The following is a 14,804-nucleotide window of genomic DNA, read 5'->3' on the forward strand; positions in this document are numbered from 1 at the left end:
CCGGACCGGAAAGCCCTGTTGCCGCCTGGCTTTCCTTTGAGCTTTCCGTTGACTTGGACCCCGCGCGCGGCTTTCTAGCAGCCCCATGATCGAGAAAAATTACCAACCCGCCGATATCGAAGCCCGCATGTCCGTCGTGTGGGAGGACAGCCTTGCCTTCAAGGCCGGCCGCCCCGACCGCCGTGACGCCGTGCCCTTTACCATCGTGATCCCGCCGCCGAACGTGACGGGCTCGCTGCACATGGGCCACGCCCTCAACAACACGCTCCAGGACATCCTGTGCCGCTTCGAGCGCATGCGTGGCCGTGACGTGCTGTGGCAGCCCGGCACCGACCATGCCGGCATCGCCACCCAGATGGTGGTCGAACGGCAGCTGATGGAGCGCCAGCAGCCCAGCCGCCGCGAGATCGGCCGCGAGAAGTTTCTGGAGCGGGTCTGGCAGTGGAAGGCCGAGAGCGGCGACACCATCATCAACCAGCTCAAGCGGCTCGGCGCCTCCTGCGACTGGTCGCGCGAACGCTTCACCATGGACGAGGGCCTGTCCAAGGCCGTGGTCAAGGTGTTCGTCGATCTGCACCGCGATGGCCTGATCTACAAGGACAAGCGGCTGGTGAACTGGGACACCAAGCTGCTCACCGCGATCTCCGATCTCGAAGTGCAGCAGACCGAGGTCAAGGGCAGCCTCTGGTACCTGCGCTATCCGATCGAGGGCAAGATTTTCAACCCCGAGGATCCCTCGAGCTTCATCGTCGTTGCCACCACGCGCCCGGAGACCATGCTGGGCGACACCGGCGTGGCCGTGCATCCTGACGACGAGCGCTATCAGAAGCTCGTCGGCAAGCACATCGTCCTGCCACTGGTCGGCCGCAAGGTGCAGATTGTCGCCGATGACTATTCCGATCCGGAGAAGGGCTCGGGCGCGGTCAAGGTGACGCCGGCGCATGACTTCAACGATTTTGAAGTCGGTAATCGACACGGTCTGCGCCGCATCAGCGTGCTCGACAAGGAAGGCTGCCTCGATCTCCTCGACAACGAGGATTATCTGCGCGACCTGCCGGAAGGCGCCGCGCATTTCGCCGAAGAGTTTCACAAGGTCGATCGCTTCGCTGCGCGCAAGCGCATCGTCGAGCGGCTGGACTCGTTCGGCTTCGTCGAGCGGATCGAGCCGCACACCAACATGGTGCCGCATGGCGATCGCTCCGGCACCGTGATCGAGCCGTACCTGACCGACCAATGGTACGTCGACGCCAAGACACTCGCAAAACCCGCGATGGCGGCGGTGCGTTCGGGCGAAACCACCTTCGTGCCGAAGAACTGGGAAAAGACCTATTTCGAATGGATGGAGAACATCCAGCCCTGGTGCATCTCGCGCCAGTTGTGGTGGGGCCATCAGATCCCGGCCTGGTACGGCCCTGACGGCAAGGTGTTCGTCGCCGAGACCGAGGAAGAGGCCGTCAGCCACGCGCTGGGCTATTACGTCGAGCAGGAAGTCATCACGGTCGAGCAGGGCCGCGAGATGGCGCTCGACCGCAACAAGCGGGACGGCTTCATCACGCGCGACGAGGACGTGCTCGACACCTGGTTCTCCTCGGCGCTGTGGCCGTTCTCGACGCTCGGCTGGCCCGAAGACGCGCCGGAAGTGCAGCGCTACTATCCCACCAACGTGCTGGTGACCGGCTTCGACATCATCTTCTTCTGGGTCGCCCGCATGATGATGATGGGCCTGCACTTCATGAAGGAGGTGCCGTTCTCGACGATCTACATCCACGCCCTCGTCCGCGACGAGAAGGGCGCCAAGATGTCGAAGTCGAAGGGCAACGTCATCGATCCGCTCAACTTGATCGACGAATATGGCGCGGACGCGCTTCGCTTCACGCTGGCCGCGATGGCCGCGCAGGGACGCGACATCAAGCTCGCCACCAGCCGTGTCGAGGGCTATCGCAATTTCGCGACAAAGCTCTGGAATGCGTCCCGTTTCGCGGAGATGAACCACTGCGCCGTGCCCGAGGGTTTCGAGCCGGCGAAGGTCAAGGAGACGCTGAACCGCTGGATCGCGCATGAGAGCGCGCACACCACGCGCGAGGTGACCGAGGCGATCGAGGCCTATCGCTTCAACGATGCCGCTGGCAGCATCTACCGCTTCGTCTGGAACGTCTATTGCGACTGGTATGTCGAGCTCGCAAAACCCGTGCTGCTCGGTCCCGACAGCCCTGCCAAGGCCGAGACCCGCGCCATGGTGGCATGGGCGCGCGACGAGATCCTGAAACTGCTGCACCCCTTCATGCCCTTCATCACCGAGGAGTTGTGGGAGGTGACGGCCAAGCGCGACGGTCTGCTCGCGCTGGCACCATGGCCGCTGAAGCCGTCCGCGCCGACGCCGGAGCAGCTTGCGATGCTTGCGGCAACGACGGGGCCGACCGATGCGCTCGTCTCTCCGGCCTGGGCGCTGCCGATCTTCGACCATGCCGACTTCACCGATCCCGCGGCCGAGGCCGAGATCGGCTGGGTGATCGACCTCGTCACCCAGATCCGTTCGGTGCGCGCCGAGATGAACATCGCGCCGGCGACTCTGACGGCACTGGTGCTCGCAGGCGCCTCGACCGAGACGAAGGATCGCGCGCCTCGCTGGAGCGACGTCATCAAGCGCATGGCGCGGCTGTCCGACATCTCCTTCGCCGATCGCGCGCCCGACGGCGCGGTTCAGCTGCTGGTGCGCGGCGAGGTGGCCGCGCTGCCGCTCAAGGGCGTGATCGACGTCGTCGCCGAGCGTACGCGCCTCGACAAGGAGATCGCGAAAGCCGACGCCGACATCAAGCGCGCCGAGTCCAAGCTGGCCAACGAGAAGTTCGTCGCCAACGCGGCCGAGGAAGTCGTGGAGGAAGAGCGCGAGAAGCGTGAGGCCGCGCTCGCTCGCAGGGCCAAGCTGCTGGAGGCGCTGGAGCGGCTGAAGCTGGCCTCGTAGCCCTATTTCGGGAACGGCTTGCTCAGAAACGTCGATCCCCTGACGCCATAGCGCCAGGGCAGCTCGACGGCCTTGGTGATGCCGATCCGGATTCCGGCCACCACCTCCAAATCCTCCGTCCGCGCATGCAACGCGATCGGGGGACGGTCCAGCGGCAGGGCGTTGTGCGCGATGGTGATGCCGAGCGCTTCGGTCAGCTTGCCCGGGCCCGAGCACAGCGCGTGCACATCGACCGCATGGCGGCGGCGGCGCATCGTCGCCAAGCCGTGCGTGGGCTCCAGCGCGCGGATCAGCACGGCAGCGGCCGAGCCTTCGTCCTCGCAGACGAAGTTCACGCACCAATGGATGCCGTAGGAGCGGTAGACATAGGCAAAACCGGGCGGGCCGAACATCACCTGGTTCCGCGGCGTCGGTCCGCTGTAGGAATGCGCCGCTGGCTCGGTATGATGATAGGCCTCGACCTCGATGATGATCCCGCCGACGCCGTCGACCAGCATGGTCGCACCGATCAGGTCGTGCGCGACCTCGCGGACGTTGCGGCCGAAGAAGGCGCGCTTCAGCGGCTTGCCGAGCCGAGGTGTAGAGGCTTTTGAGGTTGGAGCCATTCGAGGTGAGAATCGCCTGAGAACAGAGCAGGATAATGCCCATATCTGCCATGTTCCCTGAAGCAGGGCGAGCCGGGTTGCGATGCCCGGCGAGACCGACTAGGTAGGACCTGAACAGACCGGACACCCCATGGTCGTTATTGTCGATACCATCTCGAACCCGCTGCGCCCGCGTCACCCCGAAAAGGTGAACCGACCCGATTCCGCTTCGCCGCCGAAGCCGGATTGGATCCGCGTGCGCGCGCCCAATACCCGTGGCTATGCCGACACCCGCAACATCGTGCGCGCCAACGGCCTGCATACGGTGTGCGAGGAAGCGGGCTGCCCGAATATCGGCGAGTGCTGGGACAAGAAGCACGCGACCTTCATGATCATGGGTGACACCTGCACCCGCGCGTGCGCGTTCTGCAACGTCAAGACCGGCATGCCGAACGCGCTCGACGCGACCGAGCCGCAGAATGTCGGCGAGGCCGTGGCCAAGCTCGGCCTTGCCCATGTCGTCATCACCTCCGTCGACCGCGACGATCTTACTGATGGCGGCGCCGAGCATTTTGCCCAGACCATCCGCGCGATCCGCGCCGCGTGCCCCTCGACCACGATCGAGATCCTGACGCCCGATTTCCTGCGCAAGGAGGGGGCGCTGGAGGTCGTCGTCGCGGCGAAGCCCGACGTGTTCAACCACAATCTCGAGACCGTTCCGTCGTGCTATCTCACGGTGCGGCCGGGCGCGCGCTATTTCCATTCGATCCGGCTGTTGCAGCGGGTCAAGGAGCTCGATCCCACCATCTTCACCAAGTCCGGCATCATGGTCGGGCTCGGCGAGGAGCGCCACGAGGTGCAGCAGGTGATGGACGATCTGCGCTCCGCCGACGTCGATTTTCTGACCATCGGGCAATACCTGCAGCCGACCCGCAAGCATCACGCCGTGATGCGCTACGTGCCGCCGGACGAGTTTTCGTCCTATGAGAAGGTCGCCTACACCAAGGGATTCCTGATGGTGTCGGCGAGCCCGCTGACCCGTTCGTCGCACCATGCCGGCGAGGATTTTGCCAGACTGAAGGCCGCGCGGGCCGCGACGGCCCGCTGAATCGCCATGCCCAAATTTTCGAGCAAGCGCCGTGTCGATCACAGCGCGTCCGAGATGTTTGATCTGGTCGCCGACGTCGAGCGATACCCTGAATTCGTGCCGCTGTGCAGCGCGCTGAAGGTCCGTCAGCGCATGGCGAAACCCGACGGCACCGAGGTGCTGGTCGCCGACATGACGGTGTCGTTCAAGCTGGTCAAGGAGACCTTCACCAGCCGCGTGACGCTCGACCGCGCCAATTTGAGGATCCTGGTCGAATATCTGCAAGGTCCTTTCAGCAATCTGGAAAACCGCTGGACGTTCGAGCCCAAAGGTGAGGGCGTCTGCGATGTCGGTTTCTTCCTCGCCTACGAATTCAGGAGCCGCATGCTGGCGCTGCTGATGGGCTCGATGTTCGACGCCGCGTTCGCGCGGTTCTCCATTGCGTTCGAGAGGCGTGCGGATGCGATCTACGGACGGCGGAAGCTGGCGTCGTCGTAGGATCTTGCGGCGGGGGCACGAACTCCTCGCTTCAATCCACCGCCTTCACCACATCCGGCGGCTGCGAGGCGTAATACGCGGCGGCCTGCTCGATCTCCTGCGGCGTCATGGCGCGCGCGATGTTGCGCATCTGCTGGCTGATGTCGTTGCGGCGCTCGCCGGAAGCGAAGGCCTGGAGCTGCACCTTCAGATAGGTCTCGGACTGGCCTTCCAGCCACGGGCTGCCGGTCTTGTTGTCGAGGCTGCCATGACAGGCGCCGCAGGGCGCGATGCCGCGCATCGGCGCGCCGTAGATGACGATGTTGGGTTTTGGGAGCTGCGGAGTCGGATGATAGGCCGGCAGCCGCGGCAGATAGGCGTAGTAGTTCGAGAGATCGGCGATCTCCTGCTCCGTCAGATTGACGGCGAACGGCGACATCACGGCATTGGTGCGCGCGCCGGAGCGGAAATCATGCAGCTCCTTGTAGATCACGGCGGCATACTGGCCGGCGAGATTAGGCGAGTCCGCACGGCTGATGCCGGTTGGGCCATGACAGATCGCGCAGCGCTGCGCCAGCGTGGCGCCGTGGCCGATCGCTTCCTGGCTCGGCCGTGACAGCGTGCGCGAGGTCAGCACGACCTCCGACAACGGCTTGGTCTGCCCCGGCGTCGTCACGCTGGCGGCGCGCTGCGGTACGCCCGCGGCGCTGCAGATCGCATCCCAGACGTTGGCGAACTGAACCCAGGGCTGTGCGAAGGGCAGCACGATAAAGCCGGTGACAACAGTCACGATCAGCATGCCGGCGACGACGCCGACGCCTGTCGTGAAGTGGCGATTGCGGAACGTGAAGAGGTCGCGCGCACCCATCACTGCGCTCCCACATAGACGGCCGGCACCGACGTGCCTTCGGTCAGCGCCAGCGTCAGGATCGGGTAACCGTAATTGGTCAGGGTGAGCACGATCATCAGCGCCACCCACAGCGCGTGCGTGTTGAGCGCGACCGGGACCGTCGTGGACTGGTGCACGGCCAGCGCAAAGCGATATGGACCGGCATCGACCTGCGGCGCACGCATGCCGCGGGCCAGAATGACCAGGCACAGGATGCCAGACGCCAGCAGGATGAAGCCGCCAATCACGGAGAGGATGACCGAGAGCGCCTGCGGCGCGATCGCGGGATCGCCGAAGTCGAAATAGGCCATGCGGCGCGGCATGCCCAAGATACCGACCCAGTGCCAGGGGAAAGTCGTGACGATCATGCCGATGAACCACAGCCATAGCTGGGTGCGGATCAGGCGGACGTCGATCAGCTCTCGCCCGGTCAGATGCGGCCACAGATCATAGGCGATCGCAAAATACATGATCACGATGGCGCCGCCGAAGATCAGGTGGAAATGGCCGGTGATCCACTGCGTGTTGTGGATCGACGCATCGAGCTGGTAGCTCATGTTGATGAGGCCGCCGGCACCGCCGAAACCGAGCATGACAAAGGAGAAGGCAAGCGCCAGCATCATCGGGTTGTCCCAGGGCAGGGCCCTGATCCAGCCGAACATGCCGCGGCCGCCACGCAGGCGCGCGGCGATCTCGACCGACGCGCAGATGGTGAACACGGTCAGCAGCGTCGGAAGCGCCACCAGCGCGGTGAAGGCCGAATGGATGAACTTGAAGCCGGCGCCGACCTGCGGATCGGCGAAGGTGTGGTGCATGCCGATCGGCATCGCGACCACCAGGAACAGGATGAAGGAGATCCGCGCCATGCTGTCGGAATAGACCCGGCCGCCGATCGCGCGCGGCACGATGGTGTAATAGGCGATGTAGGTCGGCATCAGCCAGAAATAGACGATGGCGTGCAGCGTCCAGGAGAAGAACACGCGGGCTAGGGTCTGTTGGGATTCAGGATTCTCATCGGGGCTTGGTTGTGATTCAAGCTTGGGATGGACCGATTCGTTTTGACTGACGCCCAATGGGCGAAGATGGAGCCGCATTGTCTTGGCAAGCCGGGAGATCCGGGCCGCAGCGGCAAGGACAACCGACTGTTTGTCGAGGCCGTTCTGTGGATCGCCCGAACCGGCAGTCCCTGGCGGGATCTGCCGGCGATGTTCGGCCACTGGAATAGCACATTCACGCGCTTTCGCGACTGGGTGAAGGCGGATGTCTGGAAGCGGCTGTTCGAGGCCATCTCCGACGATCCCGACATGGAATACGCCATGGTCGACGCCACCATCGTCAAGGTCCACCGCCACGGTCAGGGCGCAAAAGGGGGACGCAAAGCCAGGCGATCGGCCGCTCGAAAGGCGGCATGACCACCAAAATTCTGGCGCTCACCGATGCGCTCGGCAATCTCGTGCGCTTCGTGCTCCTGCCGGGACAGCGTTTCGATACGGTGGGCGTGCCGCCGCTCATCGAGGGATTGGCCTTCAACGCGCTGATCGCTGATAAGGCCTTCGATAGCAACGCCATCATCGCCGAACTCGAAGCGCGTGGCGCCAAAGTCGTCATCTCCCAGCATCCGCGCCGTGCACAGCCTCTCGCCATCGACAAGGAGATGTACAAATGGCGGCATCTCATCGAGAACTTCTTCGGCAAGCTCAAGGAATTCAAGCGCATCGCAATGCGCGCCGACAAGACCGACCAGAGCTTCACTTCAATGATCTATCTGGCCGCGGCCGCGATAAACTCCAGATGAATCCCAACAGACCCTAGACCGGCGTCGATGGTGGCCTTCAGCCCGGCCGCAACCGGAATGATCTGGAGCAATAGCTCGAGCGCAGCACCGATCGCGGTCCAGGCCCACAAGTAAGAGCCCGCGACATTGGCGAACATCGCCAGCGGCACCGGCGCGCCGGGATGGGCCTTCCGCCAGACGCGCAGATTGATCGACATCAGCGCGACCCAGATCCACGAGCCGACCACGACCAGCACAACGCCGAGGTAGTAGAACACGTTGCCAATCAGCGGCGGATAGAACGTATAGAGGACAGAGGCGCGGCCAAGCCCGACCGGGACCATCGCCATGATCGCGCCGACCACGATCAGCCAGAACCCGGCCCAGGCCCAGCGGACGCCGACCAGCCGCTGCTCCAGCGCGGACTCGCTGATGGCATAGCCAAAACCCATCGCGACCAGGGTCGGGAAGACGTAGCCCATCACCGTGCCGTGCGCGGTGAGCGAACGGTAATAGAGCTCGGGATTGGACAGCCAGGTGCCGATCGGGCTGCGGATGAACATCTGCCAGGCGCCGAGCGTGAGCGCGATGCCGAACACGGCGAAGGCCAGCCAGAAATGGGCGAGGATGAGCTTTCTATTGACCAACACAGCTCAGCCTCCCGCCACCCTTCGCGCGTTCAGCGAATTCGGTCTTCTCGATCACCTTGACCTTGCCCCACATGCCCTCGTGGCCGAAGGAGCAAAATTCCTGGCAGGGCATCAGATAGTCGCCGGCCTTGGTAAAGCGCATGAGCTGCTCGGAGATGTAGCCCGGCACCAGCATGGTGTTGACGTTGGTGCCCTGGATCAGAATGCCGTGGACGACGTCGGCGCTGGTGGCGCGCAGCGTGATCGGCGTGTCCACGGGCACCAAGATGCAGGCCGGCGTGAATGAATATTGCTGCCCGATCGCGCGCACGGTCACATTGCCGTTCGCCTCGAGCACGCTGCCGAGATTGCTCTCGACGAATTCGCCTGAGAGGTGCAGCCGCGACGGATCGGTGGTCTCGACGCGCGGCTGCGGCATGGTCGCACGATGGATGCCGGCGAACGCCGCCAGCAGCGCCATCATCACGATGATGATCACGGCGACGATGGTCCAGCGCCGCTCGACGCGGGCCGCGACCTCGGCGCTGCCGCTGCCGTGGGTTTGCCCTGCGCTCATTGCAGCGACCCGCGCGGCAGGAAGACGAACAGATAGAAGGCGAGCCACATCGCGACCACGCAGGCCGTGGCGATGCCGGCGATCACGATCGCACCAGATGGTCCCTGGGCAACGACCTCCTCGATGGCCTGTTCGGCGGCGGCTGGGCTGGTCGGCGGATCGGAATTGAACATGGCGGCCCTCAGTTCAGCGGTGCCGAGCGCAGCTCGTTGGCCTCGCGCGCCGAGACCGGCGTGCCGCGATTGCCCCAGGCGGTGCGGATGTAGGAGACGACGGCGGCGACCTCATTGTCGGAGAGAAGGCCGGCGAAGGGCGGCATACCGTAGGGCATCGGATTGCCCTTGGTGCCCGGCGGATAGCCGCCATTGAGCACCATGCGGATCGGATTGACCGCCGACTGCATCTCGATCGACTGGTTATTGGCGAGCGGCGGCCAATGAGGCGGCTTGCCTTCGCCCTGCGCGCCATGACAGCTCGCGCAGTTCTTGTCGTAGACGGTCTTGCCGAGGCTGACCAAGAGGCTGCTCTCGGTGGTCGGCAGCGCCGAACTCGCGGCCGGCGGAGGCGAGGGCTCCGCGATGCCCTTGAGGTACACCGCCATTGCCCTGGTGTCCTCGTCGTTGAGGTATTGCAGGCTGTTATGCACGACCTCGGCCATCGGGCCGTAAACCACGCCCCGCATGGAGACACCGGTCTGGAGCAGATCGGTGATGTCCTTGATGCTCCAATCGCCGAGCCCCGCCTCGCGATTGTTGGTGAGAGACGGCGCGTACCAGTTCTGCATCGGGATCAAGCCGCCCTTGAAGGTGTCCGCTTGCGAGGTGCCGCCGAGCGCATTGATCGGCGAATGGCACATGGCGCAATGACCGAGACCCTCGACCAGATAGGCGCCGCGATTCCATTCCACCGACTTGGTCGTATTGGGCTTGAACTCGCCCTCGCGGAAGTACAGCGTACGCCAACCGAGAATGAGCTGGCGGTTGTCATAGGGGAAGCGCAGCTCGTGCGGCTTGTTCTTCTGGTTCACCGGCGCGATCGAACGCAGATAGGCGAAGATCGCGTCGCTGTCGGCACGCGTGACCTTGGTGTAGGAGGCGAACGGCATCGCCGGATAGATCAGCCCGCCATCCGGGAAACGGCCATTGTGCATGGTCTTGTAGAAGTCGTCGGCGCTCCACTTGCCGATACCGGTATCCGCGTCCGGCGTGATGTTGGAGGTGTAGATGGTGCCGAACGGGGTCGGCATGGCGTGGCCGCCGGCGAACAGGCGGCCTTCCGGCGCAGTGTGGCAGGCGGTGCAGTCGCCGGCGCGCGCGAGATACTCGCCGCGTGCAATGACATCGCTGCTCTTGTCCTGCGCCTGCGCGACCGTGGTGAGCACGGCGAGAGCGAGCAGCGTGGTCCACGATTTCGAGCCCATCATCCGCCTCGTCAGTTGGGCTGGCTACCGCAGCCGAACGGCAGCGCGTAGGTGCCTTTCGGCACGGGGACCGGGTTTGCAGGCGCCGGCCGCGTCGCGAGCCAGGCCGCGACGGCGGTGACGTCTGCCTCGGTCAGATGACCGGCGACGAGCTGCATGCAGTCGGGTGCCTTCGCGGTGCGGGTGCCGTAACGCCAGGCGCCGAGCTGGGCACTGACATAGGCCGCGCGCAAGCCGAGCAGGCCGGGGATACCCGGCTGCATGCCCGTGAGACCCGAGCCATGGCAGCTCACGCAGGCCGGAATGCCGCGGCCCGCATCGCCGCTGGTGGCGAGCATCTCGCCCTGGGCCAGGACGTCCTTGCTGACCTCACTCGGTGCTGGCTGCGGCAGCGGCGGGTGCTCGCTGGCAAAATATTCCGCCATTGCCTCGAGATAGGGATCGGGCAGAAACTCCAGCAGATAGTTCATCGGCGGATATTTGCGCCGGCCGCTGCGGAAGGCGAGCAGCTGGTTGTAGAGATAACCGGCCGGCTTGCCGGCAAGCCGCGGGAAATAAACGTCGCTGGTGCCTTCGCCCTTGTTGCCGTGACAGGGCGTGCACGCCTCCACCCGCGCCGCCATGGTATCGGGCGGCTGGTTGGCCGTTTGTGCGGCCGCGCCATGAATAGCGGCGAAGGCGGCAATGGCGATTGCCAGGGCAGTACCGCGAGCGAACACTCTCGTCGCCCTCCAGGAGGCTGGGCCGGGTTGATTCCCGGTCACAACGTAGAGCGGCATTATTGCGCCAATATAGCCGCGCGCAAGATGGCAGGGCGCGATGACGTTTGGTCGCGGATGCAGATTTGCGATCCCGATCGGTTTCGACAAAATTTGCGTGCATTTTGACAAGCAAACACAGGTTTGCAGTCTCGCGACGTTTCTCGCCCGAGCTTTGCTTTTTGCCGTGGCCCTCAGGTATCGGAGGGTACAGGGAAGACCGGGTGCCGGCTGGCACCCACGGTCCACTGTGCGAAGGTTGCGCTACAAGAATCTGCACAGCGGCATACAGGTGAAGCCAAACAACCGGCCTTCCCTGCGCAGTGGTTTACGGCTTATGCCGAGCTCTCCCCGGGGAGCGATGCACTATTGCCCCCGTCGCCTTGCGGATGGCTGATGCGCGTGCCCGGTCGGGCAAACCCACATCACCACAAGACTTGACGCACAGACCCCGGGCGTCAGGACGACACGGTTTTGCCGTACGCAGACCGCACCGGTCGTGTGCGCGACGCCCTCGCTCACGGTTTCCCGCCCTGCGAGGCCCTACGCGCCGATGCTGCCTGCGTCCACCACAACTCATCCCGCGTTTCGTGACGATCGCGATACGCCCCTCTGACAGGGATGAGGTGGCGGGACGATGCGACAAATCAGAATTTCTGTAAAGACGAATATTTTGAAGCGAGCCGATTGACCCGCTGTTTGTGTGTTTTGCCCGTCGGGCAACACAACGGATCGTGGCCCGCGGATTGCGCTTCTCCGTCCGCGCTACGGGATTTGTGTTCCCTCTGCGGCAAGGGGATCATTTCGCGCCGCCACGAGTTCTCTTCGGATTGCCCCCGGGTGAGAGCTCATGACCATCAATTTCGACACGCTGAAAGCATCGCTGGTTCTGTACGGGCTGAATGCGATCTACGCGATCCTGCTGCTCGCTGTGGGCTGGTATCTGTCCGGCGCGATGCAGCGCTTCGTCACGCGCGTCCTCAACGTCGCGCATCGGGTCGATCCGCTCGTGACCTTGTTCGTCTCGAGCGTCACGCGCTACGGCGTGCTGGCTGTGGTCGGCATCGCCGTGCTTCAGCTGTTCGGCATCCAGACCGCGAGCCTCGTTGCCGTATTGGGCGCGACATCACTCGCCATTGGTCTCGCGTTACAGGGCACGCTCTCCAATCTCGCCGCCGGCGTGATGCTGCTGTTGTTCCGGCCCTTCCACATCGGTAATGACGTCGAGGTCGCCGGCAAGGCTGGAAAGGTGAAGTCGCTGTCGCTGTTCATGACGGAACTGGTTGCGCCTGACAACACGCAGATCCTGTTGCCGAACGGGCAGGTGTGGGGCGCAGCCATCGTCAACCACAGCGCCTATCCCGGCACCGGCGAGGTCAAGGTGGCGTTTCCGGTCCCGGCAGGCGCCGCCAATGCGCTAGCGGACCGGATCCTGAAGGAGTTGCGCAACGACTCCCGCATCGACGATCAGGCAGAGCCTGCCGTCCGCGTCTCCAAGGTCGTCGACGTCGCCAATCCGGCAGCGCCGATCCTGGAATTGACGGTCAGCGCAAGAGCGAAGCCGTCCGAGGCCGAAGCGGTCAAGCAGTGCGTGCTCGACCATGCGAGTGCGCTGCTCGCGGCTGCGTGAGGGGTCTCACCCCCGCGGCGACCGCGGAGTCCTGCGCTTCGCGGCGTGCCGGCGCGGCGAGCGTGTCACGCGGGGTCGCAGGCGGGTTACCGCGGCTTCACGGCGCGGCTTGGCTTGAACTGGGCCGCGGGCGAGGTCCATCAGCATGCGCAGCGCCTCGACCACCGAGCGCTGGCGCACTGCGGTGCGGCCTATCGCACCGAAGCGATGCTCGCGATGGACAATGCGGCCGTCGCGCGCGGCGACGGCGAAATGGACGAGGCCGACCGGCTTGCCGGGCGTGGCGCCGCCGGGGCCGGCAATGCCGGTGATGGCGACCGCGAGATCGACGTCGGCGCGTTCCAGCGCACCGACTGCCATTGCAGTCGCGGTCTCCCTGCTGACGGCGCCGAAATTGGTGAGCGTACTCGGCTCGACCCCCAGCATCGCGCGCTTGGCGTCGTTGGAATAGGTGACGAAGCCGCGATCGATGACGTCGGACGAGCCGGGGATATCGGTCAGTGCGCCGGCGACCAGGCCGCCGGTGCAGGACTCGGCGGTCGCGATCGTCAGCTTGCGCATCCGGCATAGATCGAGCAGCGAGCGGGAGAGGGCGCGTGCGTCGCTGCTGCCCATGACCTTACGCGCTCCAGGGCAGGCGGATGGTGGCGCTCGCGGTGGCCGCGATGCCTTCTTCGCGGCCAGTAAAGCCGAGCCGCTCGCTGGTGGTCGCTTTCACCGCGACGCGCGAGATGTCGACGCCGGAAATTTCGGCGATGCGCGCGCGCATGGTGTCGCGCAACGGGCCGATCTTCGGCCGCTCGCAGATCATCGTGACCTCGAGATTGGCGATGCGGCCGCCGCGCTGGGTAAGGCGCTCGATAGCGTATTTCAGAAACTGGTCGGAGGAGGCGCCCTTCCATTTTGCGTCGCTGGGCGGAAAGTGCGAGCCGATGTCGCCGTCGGCGAGCGCGCCGAGGATGGCGTCGACCAGCGCATGCAGGCCGACATCACCGTCGGAATGGGCGAGGAAGCCTCTGGTGTGCGGCACGCGCACGCCGCAAATCATGAGATGGTCGCCGTCACCGAAAGCGTGCACGTCGTAGCCCGTGCCGGTCCTGATGTCGCCGAGCAGGCTGGCCAGCCGCGCTTCCTCGCGCACGAAATCCTCGGGGGTGGTGAGCTTCATATTGGCAACATCGCCTTCAAAGGTTGCGACCGTCAATCCCGCCCATTCGGCAATCGCGGCATCGTCGGTGAAATCGCTGCGCCCGTCCTTGGCCGCGCGACGATGCGCCTCGAGGATGAAGTCAAAACGAAAGGACTGCGGCGTCTGCGCAATTCGCAACCGCGCGCGGTCCGGCGTGTCCTCGACATTGCCGTTCTCGCCGGTGACCTTGATGGTATCCGTGACGGGAACAACGGGGATCGCAGCGCCAGTGCGACCGGCCGCATCGATCGCGCGCGAGATCACGCCTTCCGAGACGAAGGGCCGCGCGGCGTCGTGGATCAGGACGATGTCCGGCTTGTGCTTGGCGAGCGCTTCGAGACCGGCGAGCACCGAGGCCTGCCGGGTGGCCCCGCCATTCGTCGGCGCCTCGTGCTTTAACCCTGCGACCGCCGCGGTGAAGATGGCGCTGTCGTCGAGGTTCACCACCGGCTGCACCGCAAACACGTCCGCGTGGCGGCTGAAGGCTTCCATGGCGCGATAGATCACGGGCACACCGCCGATCTCGCGATACTGCTTGGGACCACCGGCGCCCGCGCGCAGGCCGCGTCCGGCCGCGACGAGAACGACTGCGGTGCGCTGTGATTTCGCCATAGGACTCAAATACTCAGTTGGTGATCACGAGAGTCGGGGAGAGGGAGATGCCGCATGCCTCTAGCACGGCAGGCCCGCAAAAAAAGGGGTTTCCCCGGATTGTAGGATTCAGCATTTTGCTGCACTGCACTTGAAAATTCTGCAGAACTGTCTAAACTGTAGGCATGACGCTTGACTGCACAAGAATTGTGCGCAAGATGGGTCATGGCAGGCGCG

Annotated in this window: 13 protein-coding genes and 2 pseudogenes; 5 read left to right on the top strand and 10 right to left on the bottom strand. The window is 64.6% G+C overall.

The annotated features are described in order from the left end of the window. Positions 1-85: 85 nt before the first annotated feature. Positions 86-2,962, top strand: coding sequence for a valine--tRNA ligase (locus ACVWW3_RS10975; protein WP_456671959.1), 2,877 nt, complete (start codon positions 86-88; stop codon positions 2,960-2,962). Positions 2,963-2,964: 2 nt separating this feature from the next. On the opposite strand, the gene ACVWW3_RS10980 is transcribed toward ACVWW3_RS10975, so the two are convergent. Then, positions 2,965-3,567 (bottom strand): DNA-3-methyladenine glycosylase, encoded by a 603-nt coding sequence (locus ACVWW3_RS10980; protein ID WP_456650052.1) that lies wholly within the window; start codon positions 3,565-3,567, stop codon positions 2,965-2,967. Positions 3,568-3,697: 130 nt separating this feature from the next. Between ACVWW3_RS10980 and lipA the strand changes: the two genes are divergently transcribed. Together lipA and ACVWW3_RS10990 are read left to right on the top strand one after the other, a co-directional pair. Continuing rightward, on the top strand, positions 3,698-4,654 hold the full coding sequence (gene lipA / locus ACVWW3_RS10985) for a lipoyl synthase (protein WP_456650051.1): 957 nt from the start codon (positions 3,698-3,700) through the stop codon (positions 4,652-4,654). A 6-nt stretch (positions 4,655-4,660) separates the two neighbouring features. After that, positions 4,661-5,131, top strand: a complete 471-nt coding sequence (locus tag ACVWW3_RS10990; RefSeq protein ID WP_456650050.1) for a type II toxin-antitoxin system RatA family toxin — start codon at positions 4,661-4,663, stop codon at positions 5,129-5,131. A 31-nt stretch (positions 5,132-5,162) separates the two neighbouring features. Here ACVWW3_RS10990 and ACVWW3_RS10995 read toward each other — a convergent pair whose 3' ends face one another. Together ACVWW3_RS10995 and ACVWW3_RS11000 are read right to left on the bottom strand one after the other, a co-directional pair. Next, positions 5,163-5,978, bottom strand: a complete 816-nt coding sequence (locus tag ACVWW3_RS10995; RefSeq protein WP_354106206.1) for a c-type cytochrome — start codon at positions 5,976-5,978, stop codon at positions 5,163-5,165. Further along, positions 5,978-6,988 (bottom strand): annotated as a pseudogene (locus ACVWW3_RS11000) (cbb3-type cytochrome c oxidase subunit I); the annotation flags it as partial. The pseudogene ACVWW3_RS11000 and the gene ACVWW3_RS10995, both read right to left, overlap by 1 nt. 54 nt (positions 6,989-7,042) lie before the next feature. On the opposite strand from ACVWW3_RS11000, the gene ACVWW3_RS11005 reads away from it, so the two are divergent. Next, a protein-coding gene (locus tag ACVWW3_RS11005; RefSeq protein ID WP_247772603.1) for an IS5 family transposase occupies positions 7,043-7,794 on the top strand; the annotation gives its coding sequence in 2 pieces (ribosomal slippage) (positions 7,043-7,373 and positions 7,373-7,794; 753 coding nt in all). A gap of 5 nt (positions 7,795-7,799) precedes the next feature. Here ACVWW3_RS11005 and ACVWW3_RS11010 read toward each other — a convergent pair. The 5 genes and pseudogenes from ACVWW3_RS11010 to ACVWW3_RS11030 all read right to left on the bottom strand — a co-directional run. Beyond that, positions 7,800-8,423 (bottom strand): annotated as a pseudogene (locus ACVWW3_RS11010) (cbb3-type cytochrome c oxidase subunit I); the annotation flags it as partial. Next, entirely contained in the window at positions 8,410-8,979 is a 570-nt protein-coding gene (locus ACVWW3_RS11015; RefSeq protein WP_456650049.1) for a cytochrome C oxidase subunit II, read from the bottom strand. The gene ACVWW3_RS11015 and the pseudogene ACVWW3_RS11010, both read right to left, overlap by 14 nt. Beyond that, complete coding sequence (locus tag ACVWW3_RS11020) at positions 8,976-9,152, bottom strand: hypothetical protein (RefSeq protein ID WP_354050583.1); 177 nt, start codon at positions 9,150-9,152, stop codon at positions 8,976-8,978. The genes ACVWW3_RS11015 and ACVWW3_RS11020 overlap by 4 nt, the downstream gene beginning before the upstream one ends. Before the next feature lie 8 nt (positions 9,153-9,160). Further along, positions 9,161-10,402, bottom strand: a complete 1,242-nt coding sequence (locus tag ACVWW3_RS11025; protein WP_456650048.1) for a cytochrome c — start codon at positions 10,400-10,402, stop codon at positions 9,161-9,163. Between the two features lie 8 nt (positions 10,403-10,410). Continuing rightward, positions 10,411-11,118 carry a c-type cytochrome gene (locus tag ACVWW3_RS11030; protein WP_354106202.1) on the bottom strand — a complete coding sequence of 236 codons (708 nt, stop codon included), beginning with the start codon at positions 11,116-11,118 and terminating at the stop codon, positions 10,411-10,413. Positions 11,119-12,007: 889 nt separating this feature from the next. Here ACVWW3_RS11030 and ACVWW3_RS11035 point away from each other — a divergent pair. Further along, the gene (locus ACVWW3_RS11035; protein ID WP_456650047.1) at positions 12,008-12,787 is read left to right on the top strand and encodes a mechanosensitive ion channel family protein; all 780 of its coding nucleotides are present in this window, start codon (positions 12,008-12,010) and stop codon (positions 12,785-12,787) included. 6 nt (positions 12,788-12,793) lie between these two features. Here ACVWW3_RS11035 and ACVWW3_RS11040 read toward each other — a convergent pair whose 3' ends face one another. Beyond that, positions 12,794-13,402 (bottom strand): CinA family protein, encoded by a 609-nt coding sequence (locus ACVWW3_RS11040; protein WP_354106200.1) that lies wholly within the window; start codon positions 13,400-13,402, stop codon positions 12,794-12,796. 4 nt (positions 13,403-13,406) lie between these two features. Further along, the gene (locus tag ACVWW3_RS11045) at positions 13,407-14,588 is read right to left on the bottom strand and encodes a bifunctional 2-C-methyl-D-erythritol 4-phosphate cytidylyltransferase/2-C-methyl-D-erythritol 2,4-cyclodiphosphate synthase (protein ID WP_456650046.1); all 1,182 of its coding nucleotides are present in this window, start codon (positions 14,586-14,588) and stop codon (positions 13,407-13,409) included. Positions 14,589-14,804 lie beyond the last annotated feature (216 nt).

Source organism: Bradyrhizobium sp. LM2.9 (assembly GCF_054056555.1).

What these genes read in the sequence shown, in the direction of transcription:
- ACVWW3_RS10975 (WP_456671959.1), top strand. Translation starts at nt 86, where the DNA reads ATGATCGAGAAAAATTACCAACCCGCCGATATCGAAGCCCGCATGTCC.
- ACVWW3_RS10980 (WP_456650052.1), bottom strand. Translation starts at nt 3,567, where the DNA reads ATGGCTCCAACCTCAAAAGCCTCTACACCTCGGCTCGGCAAGCCGCTG.
- lipA (WP_456650051.1), top strand. Translation starts at nt 3,698, where the DNA reads ATGGTCGTTATTGTCGATACCATCTCGAACCCGCTGCGCCCGCGTCAC.
- ACVWW3_RS10990 (WP_456650050.1), top strand. Translation starts at nt 4,661, where the DNA reads ATGCCCAAATTTTCGAGCAAGCGCCGTGTCGATCACAGCGCGTCCGAG.
- ACVWW3_RS10995 (WP_354106206.1), bottom strand. Translation starts at nt 5,978, where the DNA reads ATGGGTGCGCGCGACCTCTTCACGTTCCGCAATCGCCACTTCACGACA.
- ACVWW3_RS11015 (WP_456650049.1), bottom strand. Translation starts at nt 8,979, where the DNA reads ATGAGCGCAGGGCAAACCCACGGCAGCGGCAGCGCCGAGGTCGCGGCC.
- ACVWW3_RS11020 (WP_354050583.1), bottom strand. Translation starts at nt 9,152, where the DNA reads ATGTTCAATTCCGATCCGCCGACCAGCCCAGCCGCCGCCGAACAGGCC.
- ACVWW3_RS11025 (WP_456650048.1), bottom strand. Translation starts at nt 10,402, where the DNA reads ATGATGGGCTCGAAATCGTGGACCACGCTGCTCGCTCTCGCCGTGCTC.
- ACVWW3_RS11035 (WP_456650047.1), top strand. Translation starts at nt 12,008, where the DNA reads ATGACCATCAATTTCGACACGCTGAAAGCATCGCTGGTTCTGTACGGG.
- ACVWW3_RS11040 (WP_354106200.1), bottom strand. Translation starts at nt 13,402, where the DNA reads ATGGGCAGCAGCGACGCACGCGCCCTCTCCCGCTCGCTGCTCGATCTA.
- ACVWW3_RS11045 (WP_456650046.1), bottom strand. Translation starts at nt 14,588, where the DNA reads ATGGCGAAATCACAGCGCACCGCAGTCGTTCTCGTCGCGGCCGGACGC.